Raw genomic sequence first — 24602 nt, 5'->3', positions numbered from 1 at the left:
CGCTGAACTAAAACCGACCGGTTCGACCTGGCGCTGTAAGCCGCGCCGCAGCATGAATCATTTAGGGATAATTTAGCCCTAAATACACACAAATCTACCCTCGGTCTAGCGTTGATATTTATTCACCGCCTGATTATGTTCGTTGAGGTTGCTAGAAAAATGACTACTGCCATCGCCTCTGGCGACAAAGAATAACGCATCCGTCTTGGCCGGGTTCATAGCGGCATGCAATGACTCCTTACCCGGTAACGCAATCGGCGTAGGAGGCAGGCCGACGCGGGTATAAGTATTATAAGGCGTGTCGGTAGTCAGATCGCGCTTACGGATGCGTCCCTCGTAGCGATCTCCCATACCGTAAATCACGGTCGGATCGGTTTGCAAAAGCATCCCGATCCGTAATCGATTGACAAACACGCCTGCAATATTGGTGCGTTCAGCTTTGCGCCCTGTTTCTTTCTCAACAATTGACGCCATGATCAAGGCTTCATACGGCGTCTTGTAGGGCACGGTTTGATCGCGCGATTCCCACGCGCTATTGAGGCGCTTTTCCAGCAATGCATAGGCCTGCTTATACACTTGCAAGTCACTGGACCCTTTTGCGAACAGATAAGTATCGGGTGCAAACAGTCCTTCCGGGATGACGTAATCCGGGGTAATCCTGGCCATCAGTTCGGCGTCGGACAGTAGCTCCGTGTCGTGCTTGAGTGCACTCTGCGCGGCGATGGCCTGACGCATCTGACGGAAGGTCCAGCCTTCAATCACGGTCAGGGCCTCCTGCGCGAACTCGCCGCGCACCAGCTGCGTGATTAGGCGCAAAGGCGTTGTTCCCGGCTTTATTTCGTAACTTCCCGCCTTGACCTTGCCACTTTTTCCGGTGATGCGTACCAATAGGTCAAGCAGTTCAGGATTAATCGGAACCTGAGCACTCGCGATTTGCTGCGTTACGCTTTCGAGTCCACTGCCGGGCTTGATCGTAAATGGAATCGGGGCACCGCTATCAAACACCGGTTGCCGTGACCAATAAGCCAAGCCTGCAACAGCAAGTAATGCGAATAAAATAGCACTCAATAATAGTTTCTTAAACAAGGTCGATCGCTCCGCAGGTTTACTAAATAAGGTTGAGATGTTCCAAAATCGGCTAAACCCGACGCTTTTTTTGCGACATCACTATAATCAACCTAACATGATAATCGCTGAATAAAGAATCCACCCATTTTATGACTAAAATTACAACCACCTGGCAAGAATTTGTAACTGAACATGCGTCAAGCCTGACTTCTGACCTGTCCAACAAAGTACCTGCTGCTGACGGTAATTTCGTGACGCCGATCACCGACCTCGGACTGATAGCGTTGACCGGCGAAGAATCCGCCAGTTTTCTGCACAACCAATTAACCAACGATGTCGCGCAATTGCCTGAGAATCAGGCTCGGCTGGCCGGTTATTGCTCGCCGAAAGGTCGCCTACTGGCGACATTGATGATGTGGAAGAATGACCAAACCATTTTTCTGCAAATCCCGCGTGATATTCAGGCGGCGGTTCAAAAGCGCCTGCAAATGTTTGTCATGCGTGCCAAAACTAAACTGACCGACGTCACAGACACCCATGCAACGATCGCTTTGGGCGGCAACACTCTGGATGCCGTTTTATTACCCTGGTTTGCCGAGTTGCCTTCTGCACCGTATGCCAAAATCGAAAATGACGCTGGCACCCTGATACGCTGCGCCGACGCAAATGGCATCGCCCGGTATCAATGGATCACCACACCGGAGACTGCCATGCGTGCGTGGCCGACGCTATCCCAAGCTTTGCCGGTAGTCCACGCTCGGGTGTGGCGTCTGGGTCAGATTCAAGCGGGCGTTGCGCAAATCACGCTGCCTACGCAAGAGCAGTTTGTGCCGCAAATGATTAATTACGAGGTCGTCGGTGGCGTCAATTTTAAGAAAGGCTGCTATCCCGGACAGGAAATTGTCGCGCGCAGTCAGTATCTGGGTAAGCTCAAGCGCCGTGCGGTATTGGCGAACGTGGACGCGCTTGATGTAGTTGCGGGAACCGAGGTCTTTTCCAGCATCGACCCGTTGCAACCGTGCGGCATGATCGTCAATGCAGAGCGACTTAATGACGGCGAGAGCACTACCTCTTGCTTGCTGGAGATTAAACTGGCTGCATTGGAAAATGGCACGGTACATCTTGGCTCGGCCAGCGGACCGCAATTGCATTTTTTACCGCTGCCCTACGACATGCCGGACCCGGTAGAGCCTATCGCCAGGATTAAATAACCGTCGCTCTGACACCCCGTATTTATTGAACTCAACCACGCCAGCGATGAAGGTGTATGGATCTTTATATTTATTATCGCGTCGCCACTGAACGTGCTCCGCAACTGGCGCACACCGTGACGGCGATGCAAGCTGAACTATCGCGTCGACATCAGGTTGCCAGCGCGTTAAAACGACGCCCGGAAGTCAAGGACGGACATCACACCTGGATGGAAGTCTATCTGGACATTCCTGATGATTTTACGACGCACGTCGCGCAAGCGGCGCTGAAAAGTGGCGCAGATACCTTGATCGAAGGGCAGCGTCACGCCGAGCTTTTTATCTCTGAATCTTCTACTAGTGGTTCATCATGTGCTTAATCGTTTTTTCCTGGAAAGTAGTCCCCGGCCTGCCGTTTATTGCCGCCGCTAACCGTGACGAATTTTATGCGCGTCCCAGCGCCCCTGCCGATTGGTGGGAGGACCATCCGGATATTTATGCCGGACGCGATCTTCAGGATGGCGGGACCTGGATTGGGATCAGTAGAACCGGGCGCTTTGCCGCGATTACAAATGTGCGTGCACCTTCTGAACGAAATGAAAATGCGCCCAGTCGTGGCGCTCTGGTCGCAAACTTCTTGAGCGACAAAACAACGTCGGCAGAATATATCGCAAAGATCAGCGCAGACGCCGATGCATACAATGGCTTTAACTTGCTTATTCACGATGGCCGCGATTTGATTTGGTACTCCAACAAAGGTCAGGCCGACCCACGTAACGGGCTACCGTTGGTACCTGGGATTTACGGCCTGTCAAACGCGTTGCTAGATGTCTGTTGGCCGAAGGTGGTCAGGACCAAAGCACAGTTTGCGAGCTTGTTGTGCCAAAGCGCACCGGATGAAACTTACTTCGATATGCTGACAGATACGACGACCGCTGGAGATTGCCGGTTACCATCAACCGGCGTCGGAATAGAAAGAGAGCGCCTGCTGTCGTCGGTGTTCATCTCGTCGCCAGATTACGGCACCCGTACTTCCACACTGGTCAAGTTACACGCCTGCGGAACCGCGGTGCTGGACGAGCGCGCTGTGCGTTAACCGAATCAGGCGCATTATCCGAACCTTATCCGAACCCATTGCCTTGGTTTTATGCGTCTGAAATGATGCGGACACCTCATAAATAGCTTTAGCAAGTAAGCCGTCCTAACGGTCAGCGACGGTCAGCGACGGTCAACGCGCCAACCCACAACACAATCAGGCATCCGCCGCGCTATCGGAGACGCTCTGAGCCTTGCGACTTGCTGGCGTACTTTTCATATACTTGAAAGTACCGAGCGACTTGGCGACTAATTTATCACCGTTCCATAGCTCGGCTTCGCAAAAACACATGGTCGCAGAACGATGAAAGGCCTTCCCTTTCGCAATGATATGACCGCCGAGTTGGCCGCCCGGTTGCAAAAAACTGGTTTTCATTTCGACGGTAACAGCACCGGTCGCTTGCGGGTTAAGAGTACGTCCGGCTAAGGCCATCACGACATCGAGCATGGTCATTGACACCCCGCCATGCGTTACCTGACCGCCGTTCATGTGGTGCGCCTGCAACTCGAGGGAGAGAGTAGCCGCGCCCTCGCCCATTTCTACAAACTCTACGCCTAGATACTTCAAGAAGGGATTATCCAGCGGAAAAACGTGTGTTGGAAACATAGGTACTAACTATAAAATAAGCAAACGCAGGCATGCCGCGTAGGATAATGCCTGCAATAAGATGCGTCGCGCATATTGATGCAGGGTCCATAATACAGGGTCTTTAATACAGGGTCTTTAAACAGGGTTTGTTCAGCAGGATTTTAAAGCTGCGCCGCTATCAGCTTTGGTAATCAAAGCATTGTCGTGCTTCACGGACTGCACCGACAAATGGTTTGATCGCAATGTGCGTGGGATGATTTTGGTAGGCTTCCAATACTGCGAGTGAAGCAAACTCTGCATTGAGCAACACATCGTAGCTCGCCTCCAGACCGGTCTGTGCAATCACGGCTTCAAACTTGATAATGCCCGGAACAACTGTCGCGCAACTATCGAGCAATGCTTTTAGCTTTACGGCATTAGTCGCCTTGTCTGCCCCTTCTGCGTACTCTTTAAGCTTCCAGATAACGATATGTTTAAGGGTAACTGTCATGATGACTTTTCCAAAATAAAAATACAGAATCAATAATTTACAAATTCACAAATTCAAGAAGTTTACAAAATCAGTGTAATTTTTCGACCGCTACCAAGACGCCATCTCCGTCTGCATAAATCCAGTTGCCGGGCCCGACCGCGACACCTGCAATCGTGACGCGAATACCCTGTTCGCCCAGACCCTTTCGAATGCTGCGTTGAGGGTGCAAGGCCAATGCACGAATACCTACGTCGCACGCATTCAACTCGCTCACGTCACGCGCGCAACCGTTAACCACTATACCTGCCCAGCCGTTTTTCTCTGCCAGCTTACCAAGATTTCCACCGACTAACGCGCACCGCAAGCTACCACCGCCATCGACTACTAATACCTGACCGTTACCGGGGGTTTCCAGTGCTGCGCGAACGAGCACGTTATCCTCGAAAACTTTAAGTGTCCGGGCCTGACCAAAAAAACTGGTTTGTTTTCCGAACGCCAAAAACACTGGCGGTAAGACGTGCAGTTGACCATTGCCAAGCTTGTCCTCATTGGCATCACAAATATCGCAGGTTGAAAACTTCATAGTATTCTCCGTGCACAGGGGGATAAAAAGGGGGATAGTAAACCATCAATAGTAGACGATCGACAGGTGGCTATCCATTATGGGACTTACCCTATCGCATACATGAAAATCGCATTATCTCGGATGAATCGGCTTAAAGCAGCAAATCCTGACCAGATTCGCCCACTAAATTACGCGCAGCGCCGACAAAAACAGCGCTCAAAGCTGCGCGATCATCATACATGGCAATTGCCATTTGAAGGAACGTGAAGCCGTTTGAATGCATCGCACCCGCCGTTGCTGCGTTAATCGCCCTATGCTAAAGCAAGCATGTCACACCACAAGGCCAATAAAAAAGCCACTCGGTTCCCCTTGTGGCTTTTTAATATAACTGAAATAAACAAAAATACGAACAAGCGGCAGGCGCTGCTTGATCGCTTGATCAGGCTTCTTTATCAAAAGCTAATTCGTTATTATTGACCGTAATATGTACCACATCTTTCGGACCAAACTTTCCTTCTAAAATCAGCCGGGATAACGGATTCTCTATCTGCTGCTGAATCGCGCGTTTTAGTGGGCGCGCACCGTAGATCGGATCAAATCCGGCTTCCGCGATTTTATGCAAGGCGCTTTCGGAAATCTCAAGATGCATTTCTAACTTGCCGAGACGCTGCTCCAAAATTTTTAACTGAATCTTGGCAATAGCACCGATATTCTTCTCATCCAAACCATGAAAGACCACAATTTCATCGATGCGGTTGATGAATTCGGGGCGGAAATGAATCCTTACCTCCGCCATAACTTCCTGCTTCACCTCTAGCGGATCGCTGCCTTCCATCGCCTGAATCCGATGCGAACCCAGATTTGATGTCATGACGATCACGGTATTTTTGAAATCCACAGTACGACCCTGACCATCCGTCATGCGCCCATCATCCAGCACTTGCAACAAAACATTAAACACGTCTGGATGCGCTTTCTCGATTTCGTCCAGCAATATCACGCTATAGGGTTTGCGTCGCACCGCCTCGGTCAGATAACCGCCTTCTTCGTAACCCACGTAACCAGGAGGCGCACCGATCAAGCGCGAGACGGAATGCTTTTCCATAAACTCGCTCATGTCGATACGTATCATCGCGTCCTGCGTGTCGAACAAAAATCCCGCCAGCGCTTTACACAGCTCCGTCTTTCCTACGCCGGTTGGCCCCAGAAACATAAACGATCCGTATGGCCGGTCAGGGTCGCTCAAACCCGCCCGCGATCGACGAATCGCATCCGAGACGGCGACAATCGCCTCATCCTGCCCCACCACCCGTCGATGCAATTCATCTTCCATCCTGAGCAATTTTTCGCGTTCGCCCTGCATCATTTTAGAAACAGGTATACCGGTAGAGCGAGAAACAATTTCCGCGATTTCTTCCGCGCCGACCTGCGTGCGCACCAATCGTGGCTTGGCGCCGAGATCAGGATGCGCTTCGTTTATATCATCTTGCTGTTGCTGTAATACCAGCGCTTTCTCAAGTTCATTAAGCTTGCCGTATTTTAGCTCTGACACTTTCTGCCAGTCACTATTGCGGGTCGCCTCATCGATTTGCAGGCGTAATTTCTCGATTTCTTCCTTCAGGTGCTGACTTCCCAGAGCGCTGGCTTTTTCCGACTTCCAGATTTCTTCAAGATCGCCATATTCGCGCGCCAGTTTTTGAATTTCCTGCTCTATCAGGCTTAAGCGTTTTTGGGACGCCTCATCTTTTTCTTTTTTTACCGCCTCACGCTCAATCTTGAGTTGAATCAAGCGGCGGTCGAGTTTGTCCATCACTTCCGGCTTAGAATCAATCTCAATCTTGATCTTGGCTGCAGCCTCATCAATCAGATCAATCGCCTTGTCCGGCAAAAAACGATCTGTAATATACCGATGCGACAACTCGGCCGCAGCAACGATAGCGGGATCGGTGATTTGCACGCCGTGGTGGACTTCGTACTTTTCTTGCAGGCCGCGCAAGATGGCAATCGTGGCTTCCACCGATGGCTCATCGACCAGAATTTTTTGAAAACGTCGCTCCAGCGCAGCATCTTTTTCAATGTATTTACGGTATTCGTCCAACGTCGTCGCGCCGACGCAATGCAATTCCCCCCGCGCCAAGGCTGGCTTGAGCATATTGCCGGCATCCATCGCACCTTCTGCTTTGCCAGCCCCTACCATGGTGTGAAGCTCATCAATAAAGACGATTGTTTGCCCTTCATCTTGCGCAATTTCTTTTAAAACTGCTTTGAGCCGCTCTTCAAACTCGCCGCGGAATTTTGCGCCCGCCAGCAAAGACGCCATGTCCAGCGACAATACCCGTTTGGATTTCAGACTATCCGGCACCTCGCCGTTGACAATCCGTTGCGCCAGGCCTTCAACGATTGCCGTTTTCCCCACGCCAGGCTCACCAATTAACACAGGGTTATTTTTGCTGCGACGTTGCAAAACCTGAATCGCTCGCCGGATTTCATCATCGCGGCCAATCACCGGATCAAGTTTGCCCATGCGCGCACGTTCCGTCAGGTCAAGCGTGTATTTTTTTAGCGCTTCACGTTGGCCGTCGCCATCTTGCGATGCGACATTGTCGCCGCCACGCACGGCGCTAATCCCCGCCTCCAAGGCTTTACGGGTCAAACCATGTTGACGCGCAAGCGTGCCGGCCTCGGATTTATCGTCCAGCAAGCCCAGCAGCAACATTTCGCTGGCGATAAATTGGTCGCCATGTTTTTGCGCTTCTTTATCGGCCAGATTAAGCAATCCAAGTAACTCTCGACCAATCTGTACTTCGCCCCCGTGACCAGAGACCTTAGGCAAACGGTCCAACGCGACCTTTAGGGCGCTGGAAAGCGCCGCAATGTTAACCCCCGCCCGCTGTAACAATGACCGGGTGCTGCCATCATCCTGCTTCAGCAAGGCGATCAATGCATGGACCGGATCGATGTATTGATTGTCATTGCCGACGGCCTCACTCTGGGCGTCCGCGATAGCTTCCTGCAATTTTGTTGTGAGTTTATCGAAGCGCATGATTTCTCCTAAATATTCGACTCGTCAATCTTCTACTGTGAAAATTGGGACTTGGCGAAAAATTTCAAGAACATTGAGATCGGATAACATCATTTATCCTGGTTTCTACGTTTCTTCATTTTATTTCCCCGCTATCCCAAAAGGCCTTCCGGCGGCCGAGACTCGGAAGTTTACATCGATTGCAAAATTATTTCCATTGGGAAATTATATGGAATTAGCGTGACGTAAATGCGTCAAAAGTTTGTGCGCCACGGAAAGTCCGCGTCGGTGTATATCTTTGTACAAAATCTACAGGAGCTTATTGTGAAACGAACTATGATTTTATTCTCTCTCTCGGTCAGCTTGCTGGCCGGATTTGCAAACCAGGCACAAGCATGCCGTAGGCAACCGAGTTGTGTCGCAAACTGTACCAAAGCTTATCCCTATGATGATTGGAAGAGTCTAGGCCTGCGCGGCCTGTGTGAAATCGGTACTTCGCAGTATCCTGCTAATGGTCTCGACACCCAGAGGGATGATGGTTCTGAAAAATCGCAGCTAGGCAACATGATGGGTCCGATCACGGCCCGATATTAATAGCGCGCGCGATCAATATTGATAAGGGTCCATTCGCACGTTGATGCTGGGCGCATAGTGTGCGGGACGCATGTTATGGCATATGAATTAATGCAAAGGCTCTTAGCGCCATTTATTTAGTGCGGCATCGTCGCCATCACGCGCGTCAACCCATCGTGCACCGTCGGGCGTTTGCTCTTTTTTCCAGAATGGCGCTTCGGTTTTGAGATAGTCTATGATAAATTCGCACGCGGCAAAAGCCTCACCACGGTGCGCTGAAGCCACCGCGACCAGCACAATTTGATCTAACGGTTGTAAAGGACCGATGCGATGAATCACTAAAGCATCGACAATATTCCAACGTTGTTGCGCCTGTTCGATGATCGCGATTAACGCGCTTTCGGTCATGCCGGGGTAATGCTCGAGCGTCATTTCTGCAACGACACTGCCATCGTTGACGTCGCGTACAGCGCCCACAAAACTGACCACCGCACCAATTTTGGGATTGCTCCGGCGCAAAGCTAATAACTCGGTGGAGAGATCAAAATCGTCGGTTTGAACACGTACAGACATAATGCTATCTTTCAGTACATTGCGTGAGGTTGGCACAATAAGGGTTGCGCAATGAGGTGGCCTCATAAGGTAGAGCAACAGAGTTGCGCAATGCGGTCATTTAGTGCTGTGTTTAACAGTAGCTAACGCCACACCGGCACCAACAAAAACAGATCCTGAAATACGGTTGAACAGGCGTGCTCTTCCCTGCATGCGCAACCATGGTGCGGCTTTAACCGCAAAGCTGGAATAGAACGTCAAACCAATCAATTCGCAGCAAATAAAGGTTATACCTAAAATCAGGAATTGTGGGATTTGTGGCGCTTGTGGATCAAGAAACTGCGGAAACAGCGCGGTAAAGAATATGAGCGCTTTGGGATTACTGGCACCGACCAAAAAACCGTTCAGATATAGGCGCAATAACACGTGCGACGCTGCGGGCTTGGCCTGCGCGATGCCTGTATCGACATCAAAACTGGTTTGCCCGGAACAGAAAGCTTTAATGCCGATATAAATTAAATACGCTGCACCACACCATTTAATCGTCAGGAATATTTTTTCTGAAGATGTTAACACTGCGCCGATTCCAAAGGCCGAGACCGTCATTATCAGGCATACGGCAGTCAGGCTACCGCACGCTCCTATCAGCGCCCGACGCACGCCATGATTGACCGCATTAGTTACCGCGCTCAGCACTGTAGGGCCAGGGGTTGCGACTAATACGGCGACGGCGGCGAGATAAAACAGCCAGGTTTGAAGTTGCATAGCATCCTTTAAATGTCACAGTAAGGGATAGTCGCAGAGTCGCGTCGTTACCGCGCCGTTCCCGTCCCGCACTATCCGCCCGTCACCGGCGGAAAAAATGCGACTTCACAATCAACGCTCAACGGTTGTTCTGGCGTTGTCATGATTTGATTATAGGCCATGCGTAACGCGCGCCCTTCACCTAAAACCTGTTCCCATACACCACCACGGGCGCGCAAATAGGTGCGGACATCGCCAACGGTCAGCACGGTGTCGGGTAACTCCACCGTCTCCTGCGTCAAGTTGAGCGCTTCGCGAACGCTGGCAAAAAAACGTATTTGAATCTTCATAGGACTTCCTGAGCAAGACCATGCAATCCGAAATCTGGAGGGATCGATTTATTGCGTTATTAAATGAGTGCTTTGCGCCGTTAGCAACGCAAGCCGGTTTTGGTAGCAAAGATCGCTATCGTATCAACCCCGAAAATGGGTAAAAACGCACGACATCGCCAGCCGCGATGGTTTTTCCAGCGGGATTGTCGACCAGTCCGTCCCCCCAGACGGTTGAGGTCAGCACGCCAGAACCCTGATGCGGGAACAAATTCAGACCACCGCTCTCATTGATTCTGGCACGTAAAAATTCCTGACGACGGTCAGCTTTGGGCCATTCAAAATCTGCACGCATAGAATAGAAATGCGGACTAACGTTAGTACAACCTTGTAGTCGCAAAAGAAACGGCCGTACAAATAACAAAAAGGTAACCAAACTAGACACCGGATTGCCCGGCAAACCGACAAAAAATGCCGCACCTTCAAGCCCAAAACGATTAACTTCACCGAAGGCTAGCGGCTTACCCGGCTTCATGGCGATTTGCCACATGTTAATGCGGCCCTCTGCCTCTACCGCTGGCTTCACGTGATCTTCCTCACCGACTGACACGCCGCCAGAAGTAATAATCAGATCGTGTTGCCGGGCAGCAAGTCGCAATGTCTCGCGCGTAGCGGCGAGCGAGTCAGGCACAATGCCATAATCGGTAAACTCACACCCGAAATTCTCCATCAATGCGCGCAACACGAATCTATTTGAATTATAAATTGCACCCGCCTTCAGAGATTCCCCGGGCATTGTTAACTCATCACCGGTAAAAAAGATTGCGACGCGCAACTTACGCAATACCGGCAACGTAGCCAATCCCACCGAGGCCGCAAGACCAAGGTGCTGGGCCTGCAATCGAGTGCCCGCGGACAGAATATCCCGGCCAATCTGGATGTCCTCGCCAGCACGTCGAATCCATTCACCAGGTTTAGGCGCATGTCGGATAACTACCGCATCGTCGCCTGCCTCACACATTTCCTGCATCACGACCGCATCCGCACCCGGCGGGATCATTGCCCCGGTAAATATGCGGGCGGCAGTACCGGGGTGCAATGGTTGACCAACGTGACCAGCGGGAATACGTTGCGACACCGGCAAACGCGCGGTGCCACTCATGCAATCAGCTGCACGAACAGCATAACCATCCATCTGCGTATTGTCGGCGGGCGGTACATTCAATTGTGAAATCTGGGCAGTAGCGAGGACGCGCCCATTGGCCGACAGCGTGGGTATTATCTCAATCTCTGTTACGGGCCTGGCAGCCGTTAAAAGAACCTCCAGCGCGTCAGTGACCGATAACATCGGTGAGGATAGTGGTGGTTTTAGCATCTCTCGGCCTCCATCACAAACCAGTATGCCCGGCAATGTAGGCTTTAACCTTCGCCACATCGACTGCCATAACGTCGAACCGCTGCGGCAAGGCTTCAATGTTCTCAAAACCGTCTGGCCGCTCTGCATCGCGGCCTAGTGCTTCCCGGATCGTTTCATTAAACTTTGCCGGCAAAGCCGTCTCCAGCACAATCATCGTTACCCCCGGCGTAACATAATCGCGTGCGACTTTGACCCCATCGGCGGTATGCGTATCGATGGTCACGCCGTAGCGCTTTTCTACATCGCGAATAGTATCCAGACGATCTTGATGCGTCGACCTGCCGGACTGAAAACCATACTCTGCGATTTTGCGGAATTCATCGCCGTCGCTCCCAGGATTGCCCGATAAATCGAAACCACCTGCGGTCTCTACCTTATGGAACAAAGCGCTCAGGCGCGCATCATCGCGGCCTATCAAATCATACACAAACCGCTCAAAATTGGACGCTTTGCTGATATCCATGCTTGGACTGCTGGTATGGTATGTCTCAGCCGATTTCCGTACCCGGTAGATACCAGTCCGAAAAAACTCATCCAAAACGTCATTTTCGTTAGTCGCCGCCACCAGCTTATCGATAGGCAATCCCATCATGCGCGCAATATGTCCGGCGCAAATATTTCCAAAATTACCGGACGGCACGGTAAATGACACCTTTTGATCGTTGCTGGTAGTAGCGCTCAGATAACCCCGGAAGTAATACACCACTTGCGCGACGACACGCGCCCAGTTGATCGAATTGACGGTGCCAATTTTTTGCGCTGCCTTGAAGGCATGGTCGTTCGACACGGCTTTAACCATATCCTGACAGTCATCAAAAACACCTTCAACCGCGATATTAAAGATGTTCGGGTCTTGCAGGCTAAACATTTGCGCCGACTGAAACGCGCTCATTTTCTTATGCGGAGACAACATAAAAACCCGAATACCTTTCTTGCCGCGCATGGCGTACTCTGCCGCACTGCCAGTATCGCCAGATGTCGCGCCAAATATATTCAGCGCTGCATTATTTTTGGCCAAGGTGTATTCAAACAAGTTGCCTAACAATTGCATCGCCATATCTTTGAACGCCAGCGTCGGACCGTTTGACAGCGCCTGCAATACGAGCTTGCAGCCCGCCTTTTCTTCCAATACCCGCAACGGCGTAATTTGTTCGACGTCTTCGCCTGCTCGCCCATTGCGATACACGTCTGCGGTATAGGTTTTGTGCGTTAGCGCCTTCAAGTCGGCATCAGGAATATCGGTGGCAAATTTGCGTAGCACCTCAAATGCCAGATCGGCGTAAGACAGCGCACGCCAACGGTTCAACTCTGCATCGCTGACCTGCGGATATTCTGCTGGCAGATATAAGCCACCATCTGGTGCCAGACCGCCCAGCAAGATGTGCGAAAAGGTTTGTGCCGTAGCGTGGCCGCGCGTAGAAACGTATTGCATAGAGTTATATGTAGGTATAAGTCTGCAAAATGCAGATGGGAGATAAAATTTGGCTTAAATGGCTGGAGCACCCAATAACCAAATGTCCGGGTTAGCAACATTATAGCTGCCGATTACGACATATGGCTTAGCTATACTGAAGAGGGAGGGAATAAGTGGAATTTCCGCGTGCAGAAAAGCGTTAGGATGCGCCTAAGTAATTGCCATTATTAAATAAATGTTAGTAGGAGAGAAAACTTTGCCATGTGACGATTTGAACGTTAAAGATGTGTTCATTCAAAATTGTGGAGTGAATTTTATTGGTTGAGGTCGCCGCTATCATGTCAATCACCTAAGATGCTTTTTTTAGAAGGCTCCTGTTACTTTCAGCAGAATGGCTGGCCCATATCGAAAACGCGGTCAAATGATCGTTTTTTCCGTACAACGCCGCGCGATTTATCACCTTGAGCATGGCTGGAGCCTCGCCTGGAAATATTTTGTTCATTCTCACAAAAGCGATTTCTGCTTCTTTATTGTTTCCAGCCATCGCCCAATAAATACTTTGCCGCACAATTACGTTATTATCAATAAGGCTATTTAATAAGCGCTGGTTAAGAGCCGTATTTACTGACAAATCGCCGCTATTAAACTCACGACCAGTGCTATCGATAAAGTCAACGTACGGCTTCAGGAAGAAATTGCTCGGCATGCGCGCGATTTCGTTCACTTCTTCCACGCGCATGGTGGGCGACGGGAAATTTGATCTTCGGGCGTATAAATCAGTTACATATAAGGCCTCAAAAAACGAATAAAACAATACCGCCATCGCTAGAATCGAAGCCCCTTTAATAATTATGTCGGTCAAAAATCCAGGTACTTTTAATCGAATTCCCTCGGCCTCAAACATTCCTACAAGAACGCCAACGGGGAGTAAAAAATAGGCATACCAAAGTGGATATTCGAACAGACTATGCAGGCCAATTACAATAATTACACTAAATACAAATTGTTTTTCGCGAGATGAAGGAAATTTTATGAATGTTCTTAGCCATAAAAAAAATATCGCAAGAACTATTACCGTACAAAAAATTCCTGTTTCCGCCATTAGTTGTATGACGATGTTATGCAAATGATTGGCAGGCAACGTGGGCAATACATCTGCTTTCAAGAACTGATATGAGGGCAGTCGCCCCCATCCTATTCCAAACACTGGCGCATTCTTAAATAATGACCAACCAATGTGTAGCATATTAAAACGGACATCCCACCCCGTACCTAAACGTTGCGTGGCGGTAACCAGCTGGGCGCCATCGACCCGCGCCAGAATTGGCAGAATATAGCTTAGCAACAGATACGTCGCCGGCATGCACGAAATCCAGAAAGAACGGTGTAGGATGCGATCTGCATGGATTGTCAGCGCAGAACACCAAAACAAGAAACTTAAACTAACTACATAAATAAAGCCACTGCGCTGACCAGACATCACAAGTCCGCAGAATAACAGCAACGAAAAAGGCAGGTAGACTCTTAATTTAATCTTGCCACGCGCTAATAAATAATGCGTTGACGCCCAGCCTATCGCCAAATAGGACACCAAGTGGTTAGTCTGGGCAATATTGCCGTAGGGATTGTATCCAGCCATTTTGGGAGTAATAAAGGGCAGAAACGAAAAACCAGTCCAGTGGAGTTGCAAAAATTGCACTGCCACCGTGTACGCCCCCCCCACAACAAAATATATTGCAACCCATAAAGTGCAGCGCTTAACCAAGTCCATCTGGCGTAACCAAAATCCCAATTGAATCGCGCCGTACAAACTAACGAAATAACATAACGGCAAAACCACTTGCTGCGCGTATTCTGGGGGCTTAAAAGCCACGCTTATTACAACAAAAAAGAAAAGAAAGATTGCAGAGCATCCAATCTTTGGAATTAAGATTTCGCCCCTGCGTTTGCCATGAAAGCAGGCAATAAAGACGGCCGTCCAGAGCAAAAAAAATGCTTGCCATTCGGCGAATAAAGACGAAATTGGCGTTGGATGATAGGGCTGAACGAAGGGTACTAGGCATAACAGCCCTACCAAGGTCAATATCCAGCTCGTGGTGTCAATTTGTTTCAATTATTTATCCCTGTGCTTTTTAGATACGTTCCGTACGGGGAGGGATTAAGAATGGATTTTAGAATAATTTCCAAATAAAGATGTGCCCTACTCATCAACGATCCTAGGACTCAATGTCGAGACTGGTCGAAAACACGGCACCCTCAAGGAAATTGTCATCGCCTTTGCCTCAAACCCGTCCGCTTTGATAGCGGGTGATAGGCACTGACCGGACAAATGCGAAATTGGTACCTACCGCCATAAAATGGAGAGCAAAATCTGGTCGCCATCAAATATGTGAGCGCCGCACAAAAGAAAAACACCTCACTTCTTTTGAAGTAGAGGTGTTGATAATTCAAGTAATAGTTAAGCGTTGTTTAAGAACCATTCAACTTGGTAGATACATAATTGGCTGCGGCGCCTGTCATATTTGTCTGAGTTGCGCCCCAACTAATTGTTGAAGCGCCTGTGGCAGGAGTTGCAGTAAGGATCAAAGTAGCGGTGTTAGGAACGGTAGCGCCCAAGGCAGTAGTGAAGGCGGTTGTAATAATACCGCTCGACGCGGTGCTCGAAATTGTAATAGTTGTATTTGGTGCGGGAACAACGTTGACGCCAATAGACGCAAGCGCAGCGTTAGTCGCGGGGAATGCGCCGGTAGTTTGAAATTGCTCTGCCATCGCTGTCTTAATCGAATCTGTGGCAGTCGCAACTGCTGCAAGCTTCGAACGGACAACATAGTCCTGATATTGCGGAATTGCAATCGCAGCCAAAATACCGATAATCGCGACAACGATCATCAGCTCAATCAGCGTGAAACCCTTTTGCGCTTTTGTCGACATGCGACGGATAGATTTATTCATTTTGGAAAACTCCTGTAAATTCGGTTGGACTTCCCACCCTTTAAAGCAGGGAACGTGCCATGTATAAATTTTGTTACCTGACGGCAAGTCAATAGATTTATCTTAAATAGTTGTTGTCGCAAGCGCGACAAAAAAGGTCTTATCCCACTTAAACATGACCAAAACCGTCACTTAATGCAAATTTGCGTTTGGGTAAGCCACCGCGTCACATCGAGACCGAATAAGGGTGGAAATATGTTTTTGGCATGGCCTAATGCGCTCAGGCCGGTATTCATGCGTGCAGCCTGTCCTTATAAAGCGTTCGCTGTGGGTACCAGGCATCAGGGCTGTGGTACAAATTAAACATTTCACTGCACGCATCGGATCCCTCCGCAGCGCAAGCCCGCCACTGCTACAATGCTGCAATATCTGCCCAGCCATCTTAAGCGTCGCCCAAACGTTGATTGCCGCGCCTCCCCTATTTGCTAAGCACCCGAACCGACATGACACCGCCACTTTCACCATTATCACCAAACGAACTATTAAATGTAGCAGCGATGCCCGACGAACACCCGATGTCCGGAAGCTTATTTATGGTGGTCGCCCCGTCGGGAGCCGGTAAATCGACACTGGTCAACGCGTTACTGGCGCAAGAACCAGAGATTAAACTATCAATTTCTTATACAACGCGACCGCCTCGTACTAAAGAAATGAATGGGCGCGAATATCATTTTACCTCTGTCGAAGATTTCCGCGCGCGGCATAAGCAAGGTGAATTTCTGGAGTGGGCTGAGGTGCATGGCAACTATTACGGCACCTCACGCCTGGCGATTGGTGAGCAGATGCAGGCTGGAACTGACGTGCTGCTCGAGATTGACTGGCAAGGCGCGCAACAGGTCAAAAAACAATTTCCCCATGCAGTCGGTATTTTTATACTCCCACCGTCGATTGCCGCACTGGAAGATCGTCTGAAAAAGCGCGGTCAGGACGAGCCATCCGTGATAACGCGCAGGATTCTGGCCGCTGGTGGGGAAATCGCCCATGCCCCCGAGTCCGAGTATGTTATTATTAACCAAGAATTTGCTGCTGCCTTGTCAGAACTGACGGCCATTGTCAAAGCGACACGTTGTCGTTTTGCGCAACAGGCAGTACGCAACGCATACTTATTTGCGCAACTTGGCATTCATGCCAACCTAAGCTAACAACCAGTTAATCTTGACGGCAACGACGATAAAACGGCATTGCGGCGAGACTGATTTTGACATTGTATGAAACTGTTTTCGGAGAAAATATGGCCCGTATTACCATTGAAGATTGCATTAAGCACATTCCTAATCGCTTTCAATTGACTCTTTCTGCAACTTACCGCGCACGCCAGCTCCTGCAGGGTCATACCCCTAAAGTTGACGCAAAAGACAAGCCAACTGTTATTGCTTTGCGTGAAATCGCAGCTGGCAAAGTCGGTATTGAAATGCTAAAGAAGGTACCGGGTTAATCGTTCACTTCTTGCGGCTGTACCTATAGTATGAACCTGACTCCTCCAGATTCGACCTTACCATCAGCCGCTCCTGTTAAACGAGTCGCTCCATCGCGCCTGAAAAAAACTGTTTCATCTGAAGTTTCTAAAGATCATCCAGCGCCGCCAAATGGCGTTGCATCGATCACGCATCTTACTAATAAGCTCGCAGAATACCTTACCCCTTCGGAATTAAAGAAGGTCAAGGAAGCCTATCGCTTTTCTGATGAAATGCATCTGGGACAGATGCGTAAATCGGGCGAACCGTACATCTCCCACCCAATCGCTGTCGCTGAAATTTGCGCCGAATGGAAGCTTGACGCGCAAGCGATCATGGCGGCGTTGTTGCACGACGTTATGGAAGATCAGGACGTCAAAAAGGATGAGTTAATTGAGCGCTTCGGCGCGCCCGTGGCCAGTTTGGTGGATGGACTGTCTAAGCTAGACAAAATTGAATTCCAGAGTCAAATAGAAGCGCAGGCGGAAAATTTCCGCAAAATGTTATTAGCAATGGCCCGGGACGTGCGCGTAATCTTGATCAAGCTTGCCGATCGATTGCACAATATGCGTACGCTGGGTGTCATGATTCCAGAAAAAAAGCGTCGTATCGCGCGCGAAACGATGGAAGTGTACGTCCCGATCGCGCATCGGCTCGGCCTCAACAATATTTACCGCGAGTTGCAAGAACTATCGTTCTCACATTTGCACCCTATCCGCCATCGCACGCTGCAAAAAGCAGTGCGGGCAGCGCGCGGTAACCGCCGCGAAGTCGTCAGCAAGATTCTTGACTCTGTGAACACCACACTGTCCGCAACCGGAGTACCGACGCAAATCGATGGCCGTGAAAAGACCCTTTACGGCATTTATCGCAAGATGCGGAACAAGCATCTGTCGTTCTCGCAAGTTCTGGATGTATACGGGTTTCGCATCGTAGTAGACACGTTCGCCAACTGCTACGTCACGCTAGGCACGTTGCATGCGCTCTATAAGCCGATGCCGGGCAAATTTAAAGATTACATCGCAATCCCCAAACTCAACGGTTATCAGTCGTTGCACACCACACTGATTGGGCCATACGGTACGCCGGTAGAGTTTCAGATCAGAACGCAAGATATGCATCGCGTTGCCGAATCCGGCGTAGCTGCGCATTGGCTGTATAAAGACGAGGATGGCGACTTGAGCGAACTGCAGCAACGCACGCATGCGTGGCTGCAATCGTTGCTAGACATCCAGAAACAGACTGGCGATTCGGCCGAATTTCTTGAACATGTCAAAGTCGATCTTTTCCCCGACTCTGTATATGTCTTTACGCCCAAATCAAAAATTATCGCCCTGCCGCGCGGTGCAACGGCGCTTGATTTTGCTTACACGATTCATACCGACGTCGGCGACCAAACTGTGGCGGCCAAGATCAATCACGAGCCCGCACCGCTGCGCTCAGAATTACACAATGGCGATATCGTCGAAATCATTACGTCGAGCAGTTCACGACCCAGTCCAAACTGGCTCAGCTTTGTACGCACAGGTAAAGCCCGCTCCGCGATACGTCATCATCTGCGAACGATCAACTTAAATGAGTCGGTTGAGCTTGGTAAGCGCCTGTTGTCGCAAGCACTAGCAATGCTGAATCTGAATCCGGCATTGGCACCGGTCGTCGTCGAGCGTTTGCTCAACGAATCGAGTGCCAATTCGATGGAAGAAATTTACGCAGATATTGGGGTCGGTAAGCGCATGGCTGCTCTCGTGGCACGCCACATTATGGGCTTACTCGAAAATCAGCCGCTTTCCCTGCCTTTGCTGGATATGGAAGGTTCAGCGCTACCGGTTAAAGCGGAACCGGTAACCATTAACGGCAACGAAGGCATTTCAATTCAGTTGTCTCCGTGTTGCTTGCCGATTCCTGGCGATCTGCTGATCGGCCAACTTAAGCGGGATCAGGGTCTGATCGTCCACACTGAAGATTGCAATATTGCAAAAAGGCAACGTAGCAAAGATCCCGAACGCTGGATTGAAGTGCGTTGGGCGCAAGGTTTAAATCGTCGCTTTGATTGCCGCATCAAGGTGCTGGTGCATAACGGTAAAGGCATTCTGGCAAGACTAGCTGCCGACATTGGTGAGTCTGACGCTAACATCACTTACGTTAATATGGATGACGACAAAGACCTGATGATGACGCAACTGGTCTTTACTATTCAGATTGAAGACCGTGTGCATCTGGCCCGGTTAATGCGCAATGTGCGCAGGATTCATGGGGTCACCCGGATCTTGCGAGAGCGTAGTTAGTGCGCGACTGCATTTGAGAAATCGACATAACCGCCATTTGATGGCACCCGTCAGCATGGCCTCATACCTCGTGTAGCGTATTATTTCAAAGAGTGATTCTCAGTACGCCAATGAAGTACTGAAAGTAAAACAAAGCTGGATTTTCAGGGGATCGCTAGTGTCTCGATTCTTTTGCGCTCTAGTCAGCGACACTACTGTAGCGATTGCTTAGACCGTATTGGCAGCGGCAGTTCAACCACGTCAATACCCTCCTCCGTCAATGCTTCGCGCTGGCTGGCACTGGCTGTCCCACGTATGGCGTGATGGGGAACCTCGTTGTAGTGCATCCTTCGTGCTTCTTCCGTAAAACGCTCGCCCACATCTTCGGTATTTTTTAAAACATATTGTGCCATTTTGATGAACGCCGATTCCCGCGTCATCGCCATCTCACTACTTGCCGCAGGGGCCGCCGGTACGCTGGGTCCTCCTTGTGAAAGGTTCAGATGCGGTGCCGATGGCAATTTAGTTATCTGAAGACTTTCACAGGTCGGGCACGCAATCTGAAGTCGCTCGGATTGCGCTAAAAAATCCTGCTCCGAAGAGAACCATCCTTCAAAACAATGATGCTTGTCGCAACCTAAATTATAAACTTTCATCGCTTTGAGGCATCCATAGGAGTACGTGAACCATACCTGATAATGTATGCCAATTAATTGACATTCCCTCATTGAGGGCAATAAGTTAATTTCGACAAAATTGTATTAATCGATAGACTACAGTAAAGGTCTGCAGTAAAGGTCTGCAGAAAGTCAAAAATTTAAAAGTCTTTACGGGTCTATGGACCTAAAACGAACTTGCCTCATTACATTGATTTAGCGGCGAGGGAAAACAATAGCGGGATCAATCGGCTTTCCATTGCGCCGAATCTCAAAATATAATTTAACGGTATTGCTATCGGATTTACCCATTTCAGCGATCTTTTGGCCTTTGCTGACCATCTGCCCTTCTTTTGCAAGAATCACATTATTATGCGCGTAGACGGATAACAGCGAACCTGTGTGCTTTACTATGATTAAATTGCCGTAACCGCGTATCCCTGCGCCGGCATACATCACCTTGCCACTTGCAGTAGCCAATATCGGCTGACCGCTTTTACCAGCAATCTCAATACCTTTTTTGGCTAAAGAATAACTGCTCGTTTTAGTGCCTTCGGTAGGCCAGAGCCAGTCCAGACTGCTTTCGTCGCCATTGGCTGGCGACAGCGTTGCGGGCGGGGATTCTGTGGGCGCTCCCACATTTTGTGAAGCAAAAACAGGCTTTTTTGTCGATGCGGCAGTTACTGCATCCGTTGGGACAACGCGTAGCACTTGACCGATCTCAATGCCGTTTAAGTCTTCCAGCTTGTTCCACTGACCGATCTGTCGATGGTCTTGCTTAAACTTGCGCCCAATACTGTACAAGGTGTCGCCCTTTTGGACGGTGTAATACCCGGGGCCGCTATTAATGTCAGTGCTATTGCTATTACTTGAACTATTGCGTGCGCCGGGGCTGTCGCGCTTACTGCCACTGGTTGTACTACAGGCTGCAATCATTACGATTAGAAATACTAATAACGTCAGGCGAATTTTATGCATTCTCTCGTTTCACTATGTAGATTCGCGCTACCGGAATCCCTTGGGAAACGTGATGTACCGCTTTTCATTAATTTCGATCGTTACGCTTTCCTAAGACGTTCAACCCGACTATAAACTGTACTCTTAATCGCACTTATGACTAATTGACCTTTAACTTTCAGCTTCGTTCACAAGCCGTGGTGCACCTATATTTTTTTATCGCAAGCCACAAAACTTCAGACACATTATTTATCCGATGCTATGCGGTTTGGTAGAACCAACGCTGCGTCGCCCGGGCATAAATGCGCAATCGACGTTGCAGTCCGATCGGACGAGTTTGCGCTTGGGTTCATATTCGCGTGTCCGTCGACCTCGCAGTAAGCATCAACCGAATTGACTGAGGCTGGGGTCGAGGTGATCGCCATCGACTTTACCAGCACATTGAGAACCAGTCCACTAAGGCCCATGAATACGATAGTCCCCATTTGCCAGATCCACTTGCGACGCTGCCACTCGCGATCGGCGGCAATAGCAACGTCGCTAGCAGGAGAGATTTGCTTTGCCTCGGCTCCAGCCCCGGGAACGGCTCTAGCCACGGGAATAAATGCGTGCGCATTAATGCTCCCTTCCAGCCCGACAGCATAGGCTGTACTTTGGCCCTGATTCCCATTTGCGACATTCGTTGTCGTCTCATCTTTTACTCTTTTAACGCCCATATCCGCTCAATTTCTTTTGGCCTGATTATTAATAAAATTGTCAACAGATTCTCAAAACCCGATTACGATCTGCGCAGTCAGATTGTGAACAGATTACTGTTCCAGCGCAGTTATCACGCCATCTAAAAAACCATTCAAACTCGGATTATCAGTACTACTGCGCAGCTCCAGAGCTAATTCATTTAAGTCGGCTAAGGCGGTAAAAAGCTGTGCCTTGCGGTCCGGCTTAAGCGAGAGTCCTACTTCATAGCCGATATCGCGGCAAACCACCACGAACTCGGGATGTAAACTATCGGTCGGTAAAGGTGGGAGTGGCTCCGGTTTGGTGTCATCGGTCATGCTAGTTCCTTCATTAAAGCGGGGAGTTTATCAAACTGGCGCCCGCACAGGGTATTTTGCTGATGGTTTATCCGTGAAACCCATCAATTTAGTCAAACCTGCCACAAGGAGGTAAAACTGATGCGAACCAATACGTTGCGATGAACAAAAATTCGCGCTTAAAAATTCTGCAGGTTCTTGGAGGGATTGTTTCCCAGTAACAACATTGCATTTAGGACGTAATAACCTCGTGAAAATACGCGTTTGGTAAGCCCGTGCTACGATCCCACTCCACGGTAGAGGTACCGTAAAAATAGCCCATAAAGGAGTCCACATGACTAATCGTAGAATATTTTTGAAAAACTTGTCCCATATCGCAGCTGCCTCTGCAATAGGTATCTCTCTTAATGCGCGTGCGGAGCCCGCAAAGTTAGATGAAAAAGATCCCCAGGCCGTCGGGCTCGGTTATGTCCATGACTCTAGCAAAGCCGATAAAGCCAAGTATCCAAATCATACCGCGGCGCAGCAATGTAAAAACTGCCAGTTGTTTCAGGGTAAAGCCACCGACCCAATGGGCGGTTGCCCGCTGTTTGCTGGAAAACTAGTCGCTGCAGGCGGCTGGTGCAGTGCCTATAGCAAGAAGGCGGCATAATCGGATTAAAAAAATTAGTTCCATGATCGATGCATAAAGCCCAGCCCGCGCGCTGGGCTTTTGCGTTGCGTCGTTGATAGTGCCAACTGAGGGCTGGTCAAACCTCCATCAAGTGCGGGTCTGTCCCATTTTTCCCCGAGGAGGTACTAAGTAATAATGGACCCTCTATAAATGAGCGCCAGAAAATTATTCAAATCTGCTATTGTTACTACGGATATTTAATCCACGACCACTAGGAGACTTCCATGGATTTGGTAGATAAATTCGACGCCAAAGGCGCATCCGGTAACAGCTATCACGTGCACGTGTATCACGATCCGATTACAGCATCGTCCACAAGCGGTGAAGTGAGCGAATTACCCGGTCCCAAAAGTTATCAACTTTCTGATGGGAGAGCGCTACACCAATTGTCCGATACGAAATTTGAAATCGTACACACCAACGAAAAAATCTTCAGGGTTTGACTTCACCCTTACCTCAACACAGTCGTAATTCAGCACTGATACAGGGTAACAACGGCAGCACATAATGTGCAGGTAACGTGGATCCAATTCAAAAAAGCCCGCATGCTTTCTGTGCGGGCTAATTATTTTATCCAATGACTCTACCGAAGTTATAGTGCCTGATATCAAAGCGATTAGAGTGGGCAAAAACCGATGGACTTTCGACCCATCAACGTGTGCGCATCAAGCAGTGATATTCGCCCCCAGGGAGCGAATAGAGCCGCCTCTACCTTTTATTTAGTATAAAAAGGCGGTTACGGAACAGATAATTCCTACCGCTGCCGAAAGCACCGAGCCCCAAATCAGCCAGCGCCTTCTGGTCAACACCGTTATCGCAGCCAGGGCGACGGCAATCTGAATGAATGTCATGCCAAGGGCCAGACGCTCGTGCGGTCGCAGCTTGGCGTCTGACTCTTCGCCAAGTTTGCGCGACTCCGCCTGAAGGCCTTCGGCTACCGCTTTGATCTCTAGCTTCTGGCGCTCCTGTTTGTCTCTGTCCGCAAGATAGCGGGCCTTCTGTTCCGGCTTTTCGACCAGAGTCGCGACTGCTTCGTCGAGGTGGCTTTTAGTCGACTTTGATTGATAAAATGCCCACTGATCACTAGCTTCCGCTTGTTTTAAAATACTTTGATTTTTTAAAAACATGGCTTCGTTTTGCGCGGCACCGCTTTGGTAACTCACTAGGGCGCCTATCGTTGCCAAAATCGCCGTCATCAGCGCCACTTTTTGCGCTAATCCATCCCGCTCTTTTTCCACTGCCTCTTCAAGTGCGTGCTCGTGAGGACTAGGCACTTCGAATTCTTCTTCCATTATTTTCTCTTGGTTGAGGCTAACATTTGCAAAGGTTTTAAGGCTTCTTCGAGCGATGCGCCGCTTCGTGGCTTTTATACATCATTACCATGATCAAGTGAGAAAAATAAACAAATAATTTATCTGTAGGCTTTTTCTGGAAAAGGGCACGGTTGCCGAAAGGAAATATCACCCGTTTTTCTTGGATTTTATTTGATTTTTTTATCTATATTTAGCATATTCTGAAGCCCATTACAGATGGTAAAAGCAGC

At 49.5% G+C, this 24602-nt stretch carries 26 protein-coding genes; 9 read left to right on the top strand and 17 right to left on the bottom strand.

Features of this window, described 5'->3' with window-relative positions:
• Positions 1-105 precede the first annotated feature (105 nt).
• Entirely contained in the window at positions 106-1068 is a 963-nt protein-coding gene (gene mltG / locus HAV38_RS03000; RefSeq protein WP_168052286.1) for an endolytic transglycosylase MltG, read from the bottom strand.
• A gap of 149 nt (positions 1069-1217) precedes the next feature.
• Here mltG and ygfZ point away from each other — a divergent pair, with 149 nt between their 5' ends.
• Genes ygfZ through HAV38_RS02985 form a run of 3 tightly spaced genes read left to right on the top strand, consistent with a single transcriptional unit; the run spans position 1218 to position 3354 of the window.
• Complete coding sequence (ygfZ, locus tag HAV38_RS02995; RefSeq protein ID WP_168052284.1) at positions 1218-2279, top strand: CAF17-like 4Fe-4S cluster assembly/insertion protein YgfZ; 1062 nt, start codon at positions 1218-1220, stop codon at positions 2277-2279.
• Positions 2280-2335: 56 nt separating this feature from the next.
• Positions 2336-2638 carry a DUF4936 family protein gene (locus HAV38_RS02990; RefSeq protein WP_168052282.1) on the top strand — a complete coding sequence of 101 codons (303 nt, stop codon included), beginning with the start codon at positions 2336-2338 and terminating at the stop codon, positions 2636-2638.
• Positions 2629-3354, top strand: a complete 726-nt coding sequence (locus tag HAV38_RS02985) for an NRDE family protein (protein ID WP_168052280.1) — start codon at positions 2629-2631, stop codon at positions 3352-3354. Before HAV38_RS02990 ends, HAV38_RS02985 begins: the two co-directional genes overlap by 10 nt.
• Positions 3355-3510: 156 nt before the next feature.
• Here the strand turns inward: HAV38_RS02985 and HAV38_RS02980 are convergent, their stop codons facing one another.
• The 4 genes from HAV38_RS02980 to clpB form a co-directional block, all read right to left on the bottom strand.
• Complete coding sequence (locus HAV38_RS02980; RefSeq protein ID WP_168052278.1) at positions 3511-3960, bottom strand: PaaI family thioesterase; 450 nt, start codon at positions 3958-3960, stop codon at positions 3511-3513.
• A gap of 160 nt (positions 3961-4120) precedes the next feature.
• Entirely contained in the window at positions 4121-4432 is a 312-nt protein-coding gene (locus HAV38_RS02975; RefSeq protein ID WP_168052276.1) for a Dabb family protein, read from the bottom strand.
• Positions 4433-4502: 70 nt separating this feature from the next.
• On the bottom strand, positions 4503-4997 hold the full coding sequence (gene rraA, locus HAV38_RS02970) for a ribonuclease E activity regulator RraA (RefSeq protein WP_168052274.1): 495 nt from the start codon (positions 4995-4997) through the stop codon (positions 4503-4505).
• A gap of 421 nt (positions 4998-5418) precedes the next feature.
• On the bottom strand, positions 5419-8022 hold the full coding sequence (gene clpB, locus HAV38_RS02965; protein WP_168052272.1) for an ATP-dependent chaperone ClpB: 2604 nt from the start codon (positions 8020-8022) through the stop codon (positions 5419-5421).
• Between the two features lie 303 nt (positions 8023-8325).
• Between clpB and HAV38_RS02960 the strand changes: the two genes are divergently transcribed.
• On the top strand, positions 8326-8595 hold the full coding sequence (locus tag HAV38_RS02960) for a hypothetical protein (RefSeq protein ID WP_168052270.1): 270 nt from the start codon (positions 8326-8328) through the stop codon (positions 8593-8595).
• A 102-nt stretch (positions 8596-8697) separates the two neighbouring features.
• Here HAV38_RS02960 and HAV38_RS02955 read toward each other — a convergent pair whose 3' ends face one another.
• From HAV38_RS02955 to HAV38_RS21790, 7 genes are all read right to left on the bottom strand, one after another.
• Positions 8698-9147: a molybdenum cofactor biosynthesis protein MoaE gene (locus tag HAV38_RS02955; protein ID WP_168052268.1), complete on the bottom strand. Its 450-nt coding sequence runs from the start codon at positions 9145-9147 to the stop codon at positions 8698-8700.
• 96 nt (positions 9148-9243) lie between these two features.
• The gene (locus HAV38_RS02950) at positions 9244-9891 is read right to left on the bottom strand and encodes a LysE family translocator (RefSeq protein WP_168052266.1); all 648 of its coding nucleotides are present in this window, start codon (positions 9889-9891) and stop codon (positions 9244-9246) included.
• A 71-nt stretch (positions 9892-9962) separates the two neighbouring features.
• Positions 9963-10220, bottom strand: a complete 258-nt coding sequence (moaD, locus tag HAV38_RS02945; RefSeq protein WP_168052264.1) for a molybdopterin converting factor subunit 1 — start codon at positions 10218-10220, stop codon at positions 9963-9965.
• Positions 10221-10335: 115 nt separating this feature from the next.
• Positions 10336-11574 carry a molybdopterin molybdotransferase MoeA gene (locus HAV38_RS02940; protein WP_168052262.1) on the bottom strand — a complete coding sequence of 413 codons (1239 nt, stop codon included), beginning with the start codon at positions 11572-11574 and terminating at the stop codon, positions 10336-10338.
• A 13-nt stretch (positions 11575-11587) separates the two neighbouring features.
• Positions 11588-13048, bottom strand: coding sequence for a threonine synthase (gene thrC / locus HAV38_RS02935; RefSeq protein ID WP_168052260.1), 1461 nt, complete (start codon positions 13046-13048; stop codon positions 11588-11590).
• Between the two features lie 331 nt (positions 13049-13379).
• Entirely contained in the window at positions 13380-15143 is a 1764-nt protein-coding gene (locus tag HAV38_RS02930) for a PglL family O-oligosaccharyltransferase (protein WP_168052258.1), read from the bottom strand.
• 356 nt (positions 15144-15499) lie between these two features.
• Entirely contained in the window at positions 15500-15961 is a 462-nt protein-coding gene (locus tag HAV38_RS21790; protein ID WP_311734803.1) for a pilin, read from the bottom strand.
• Between the two features lie 557 nt (positions 15962-16518).
• Here HAV38_RS21790 and gmk point away from each other — a divergent pair.
• From gmk to HAV38_RS02910, 3 genes are all read left to right on the top strand, one after another.
• Positions 16519-17163, top strand: coding sequence for a guanylate kinase (gene gmk, locus HAV38_RS02920; RefSeq protein WP_168053482.1), 645 nt, complete (start codon positions 16519-16521; stop codon positions 17161-17163).
• Positions 17164-17252: 89 nt separating this feature from the next.
• Complete coding sequence (gene rpoZ, locus HAV38_RS02915) at positions 17253-17456, top strand: DNA-directed RNA polymerase subunit omega (protein WP_168052254.1); 204 nt, start codon at positions 17253-17255, stop codon at positions 17454-17456.
• Between the two features lie 30 nt (positions 17457-17486).
• Complete coding sequence (locus HAV38_RS02910) at positions 17487-19760, top strand: RelA/SpoT family protein (RefSeq protein ID WP_168052252.1); 2274 nt, start codon at positions 17487-17489, stop codon at positions 19758-19760.
• A gap of 191 nt (positions 19761-19951) precedes the next feature.
• Here HAV38_RS02910 and HAV38_RS02905 read toward each other — a convergent pair whose 3' ends face one another.
• From HAV38_RS02905 to HAV38_RS02890, 4 genes are all read right to left on the bottom strand, one after another.
• A complete protein-coding gene (locus tag HAV38_RS02905; RefSeq protein WP_168052250.1) occupies positions 19952-20395 on the bottom strand; it encodes a DUF1178 family protein in 444 nt (147 codons plus the stop codon).
• 216 nt (positions 20396-20611) lie between these two features.
• Positions 20612-21373: a peptidoglycan DD-metalloendopeptidase family protein gene (locus tag HAV38_RS02900; RefSeq protein WP_168052248.1), complete on the bottom strand. Its 762-nt coding sequence runs from the start codon at positions 21371-21373 to the stop codon at positions 20612-20614.
• A 224-nt stretch (positions 21374-21597) separates the two neighbouring features.
• Positions 21598-22068: a hypothetical protein gene (locus HAV38_RS02895; protein ID WP_168052246.1), complete on the bottom strand. Its 471-nt coding sequence runs from the start codon at positions 22066-22068 to the stop codon at positions 21598-21600.
• Between the two features lie 93 nt (positions 22069-22161).
• Positions 22162-22407, bottom strand: a complete 246-nt coding sequence (locus HAV38_RS02890) for a hypothetical protein (RefSeq protein WP_168052244.1) — start codon at positions 22405-22407, stop codon at positions 22162-22164.
• A gap of 313 nt (positions 22408-22720) precedes the next feature.
• On the opposite strand from HAV38_RS02890, the gene HAV38_RS02885 reads away from it, so the two are divergent.
• Entirely contained in the window at positions 22721-23038 is a 318-nt protein-coding gene (locus tag HAV38_RS02885) for a high-potential iron-sulfur protein (RefSeq protein WP_168052242.1), read from the top strand.
• A gap of 245 nt (positions 23039-23283) precedes the next feature.
• Positions 23284-23502 carry a hypothetical protein gene (locus tag HAV38_RS02880; RefSeq protein ID WP_168052240.1) on the top strand — a complete coding sequence of 73 codons (219 nt, stop codon included), beginning with the start codon at positions 23284-23286 and terminating at the stop codon, positions 23500-23502.
• Between the two features lie 276 nt (positions 23503-23778).
• Here HAV38_RS02880 and HAV38_RS02875 read toward each other — a convergent pair whose 3' ends face one another.
• Positions 23779-24351 (bottom strand): DUF4337 domain-containing protein, encoded by a 573-nt coding sequence (locus tag HAV38_RS02875; RefSeq protein ID WP_168052238.1) that lies wholly within the window; start codon positions 24349-24351, stop codon positions 23779-23781.
• Between the last annotated feature and the right edge of the window lie 251 nt (positions 24352-24602).

Source organism: Glaciimonas immobilis (assembly GCF_011947285.1).
Lineage (GTDB): Bacteria > Pseudomonadota > Gammaproteobacteria > Burkholderiales > Burkholderiaceae_D > Glaciimonas > Glaciimonas immobilis.
This window is presented reverse-complemented; position numbering and strand designations above follow the sequence as displayed.

Excerpts from the sequence above, each read along its gene's own strand:
- HAV38_RS02980 (WP_168052278.1), bottom strand. The coding sequence starts at position 3,960 with ATGTTTCCAACACACGTTTTTCCGCTGGATAATCCCTTCTTGAAGTAT.
- rraA (WP_168052274.1), bottom strand. The coding sequence starts at position 4,997 with ATGAAGTTTTCAACCTGCGATATTTGTGATGCCAATGAGGACAAGCTT.
- HAV38_RS02940 (WP_168052262.1), bottom strand. The coding sequence starts at position 11,574 with ATGCTAAAACCACCACTATCCTCACCGATGTTATCGGTCACTGACGCG.
- HAV38_RS02910 (WP_168052252.1), top strand. The coding sequence starts at position 17,487 with ATGAACCTGACTCCTCCAGATTCGACCTTACCATCAGCCGCTCCTGTT.
- HAV38_RS02985 (WP_168052280.1), top strand. The coding sequence starts at position 2,629 with ATGTGCTTAATCGTTTTTTCCTGGAAAGTAGTCCCCGGCCTGCCGTTT.
- thrC (WP_168052260.1), bottom strand. The coding sequence starts at position 13,048 with ATGCAATACGTTTCTACGCGCGGCCACGCTACGGCACAAACCTTTTCG.
- HAV38_RS02990 (WP_168052282.1), top strand. The coding sequence starts at position 2,336 with ATGGATCTTTATATTTATTATCGCGTCGCCACTGAACGTGCTCCGCAA.
- gmk (WP_168053482.1), top strand. The coding sequence starts at position 16,519 with ATGCCCGACGAACACCCGATGTCCGGAAGCTTATTTATGGTGGTCGCC.
- ygfZ (WP_168052284.1), top strand. The coding sequence starts at position 1,218 with ATGACTAAAATTACAACCACCTGGCAAGAATTTGTAACTGAACATGCG.
- clpB (WP_168052272.1), bottom strand. The coding sequence starts at position 8,022 with ATGCGCTTCGATAAACTCACAACAAAATTGCAGGAAGCTATCGCGGAC.
- HAV38_RS02880 (WP_168052240.1), top strand. The coding sequence starts at position 23,284 with ATGGATTTGGTAGATAAATTCGACGCCAAAGGCGCATCCGGTAACAGC.
- HAV38_RS02950 (WP_168052266.1), bottom strand. The coding sequence starts at position 9,891 with ATGCAACTTCAAACCTGGCTGTTTTATCTCGCCGCCGTCGCCGTATTA.
- HAV38_RS02900 (WP_168052248.1), bottom strand. The coding sequence starts at position 21,373 with ATGCATAAAATTCGCCTGACGTTATTAGTATTTCTAATCGTAATGATT.
- HAV38_RS02885 (WP_168052242.1), top strand. The coding sequence starts at position 22,721 with ATGACTAATCGTAGAATATTTTTGAAAAACTTGTCCCATATCGCAGCT.
- HAV38_RS02890 (WP_168052244.1), bottom strand. The coding sequence starts at position 22,407 with ATGACCGATGACACCAAACCGGAGCCACTCCCACCTTTACCGACCGAT.
- HAV38_RS02905 (WP_168052250.1), bottom strand. The coding sequence starts at position 20,395 with ATGAAAGTTTATAATTTAGGTTGCGACAAGCATCATTGTTTTGAAGGA.
- HAV38_RS02955 (WP_168052268.1), bottom strand. The coding sequence starts at position 9,147 with ATGTCTGTACGTGTTCAAACCGACGATTTTGATCTCTCCACCGAGTTA.
- HAV38_RS02895 (WP_168052246.1), bottom strand. The coding sequence starts at position 22,068 with ATGGGCGTTAAAAGAGTAAAAGATGAGACGACAACGAATGTCGCAAAT.
- HAV38_RS02975 (WP_168052276.1), bottom strand. The coding sequence starts at position 4,432 with ATGACAGTTACCCTTAAACATATCGTTATCTGGAAGCTTAAAGAGTAC.
- rpoZ (WP_168052254.1), top strand. The coding sequence starts at position 17,253 with ATGGCCCGTATTACCATTGAAGATTGCATTAAGCACATTCCTAATCGC.
- HAV38_RS02875 (WP_168052238.1), bottom strand. The coding sequence starts at position 24,351 with ATGGAAGAAGAATTCGAAGTGCCTAGTCCTCACGAGCACGCACTTGAA.
- HAV38_RS21790 (WP_311734803.1), bottom strand. The coding sequence starts at position 15,961 with ATGTCGACAAAAGCGCAAAAGGGTTTCACGCTGATTGAGCTGATGATC.
- moaD (WP_168052264.1), bottom strand. The coding sequence starts at position 10,220 with ATGAAGATTCAAATACGTTTTTTTGCCAGCGTTCGCGAAGCGCTCAAC.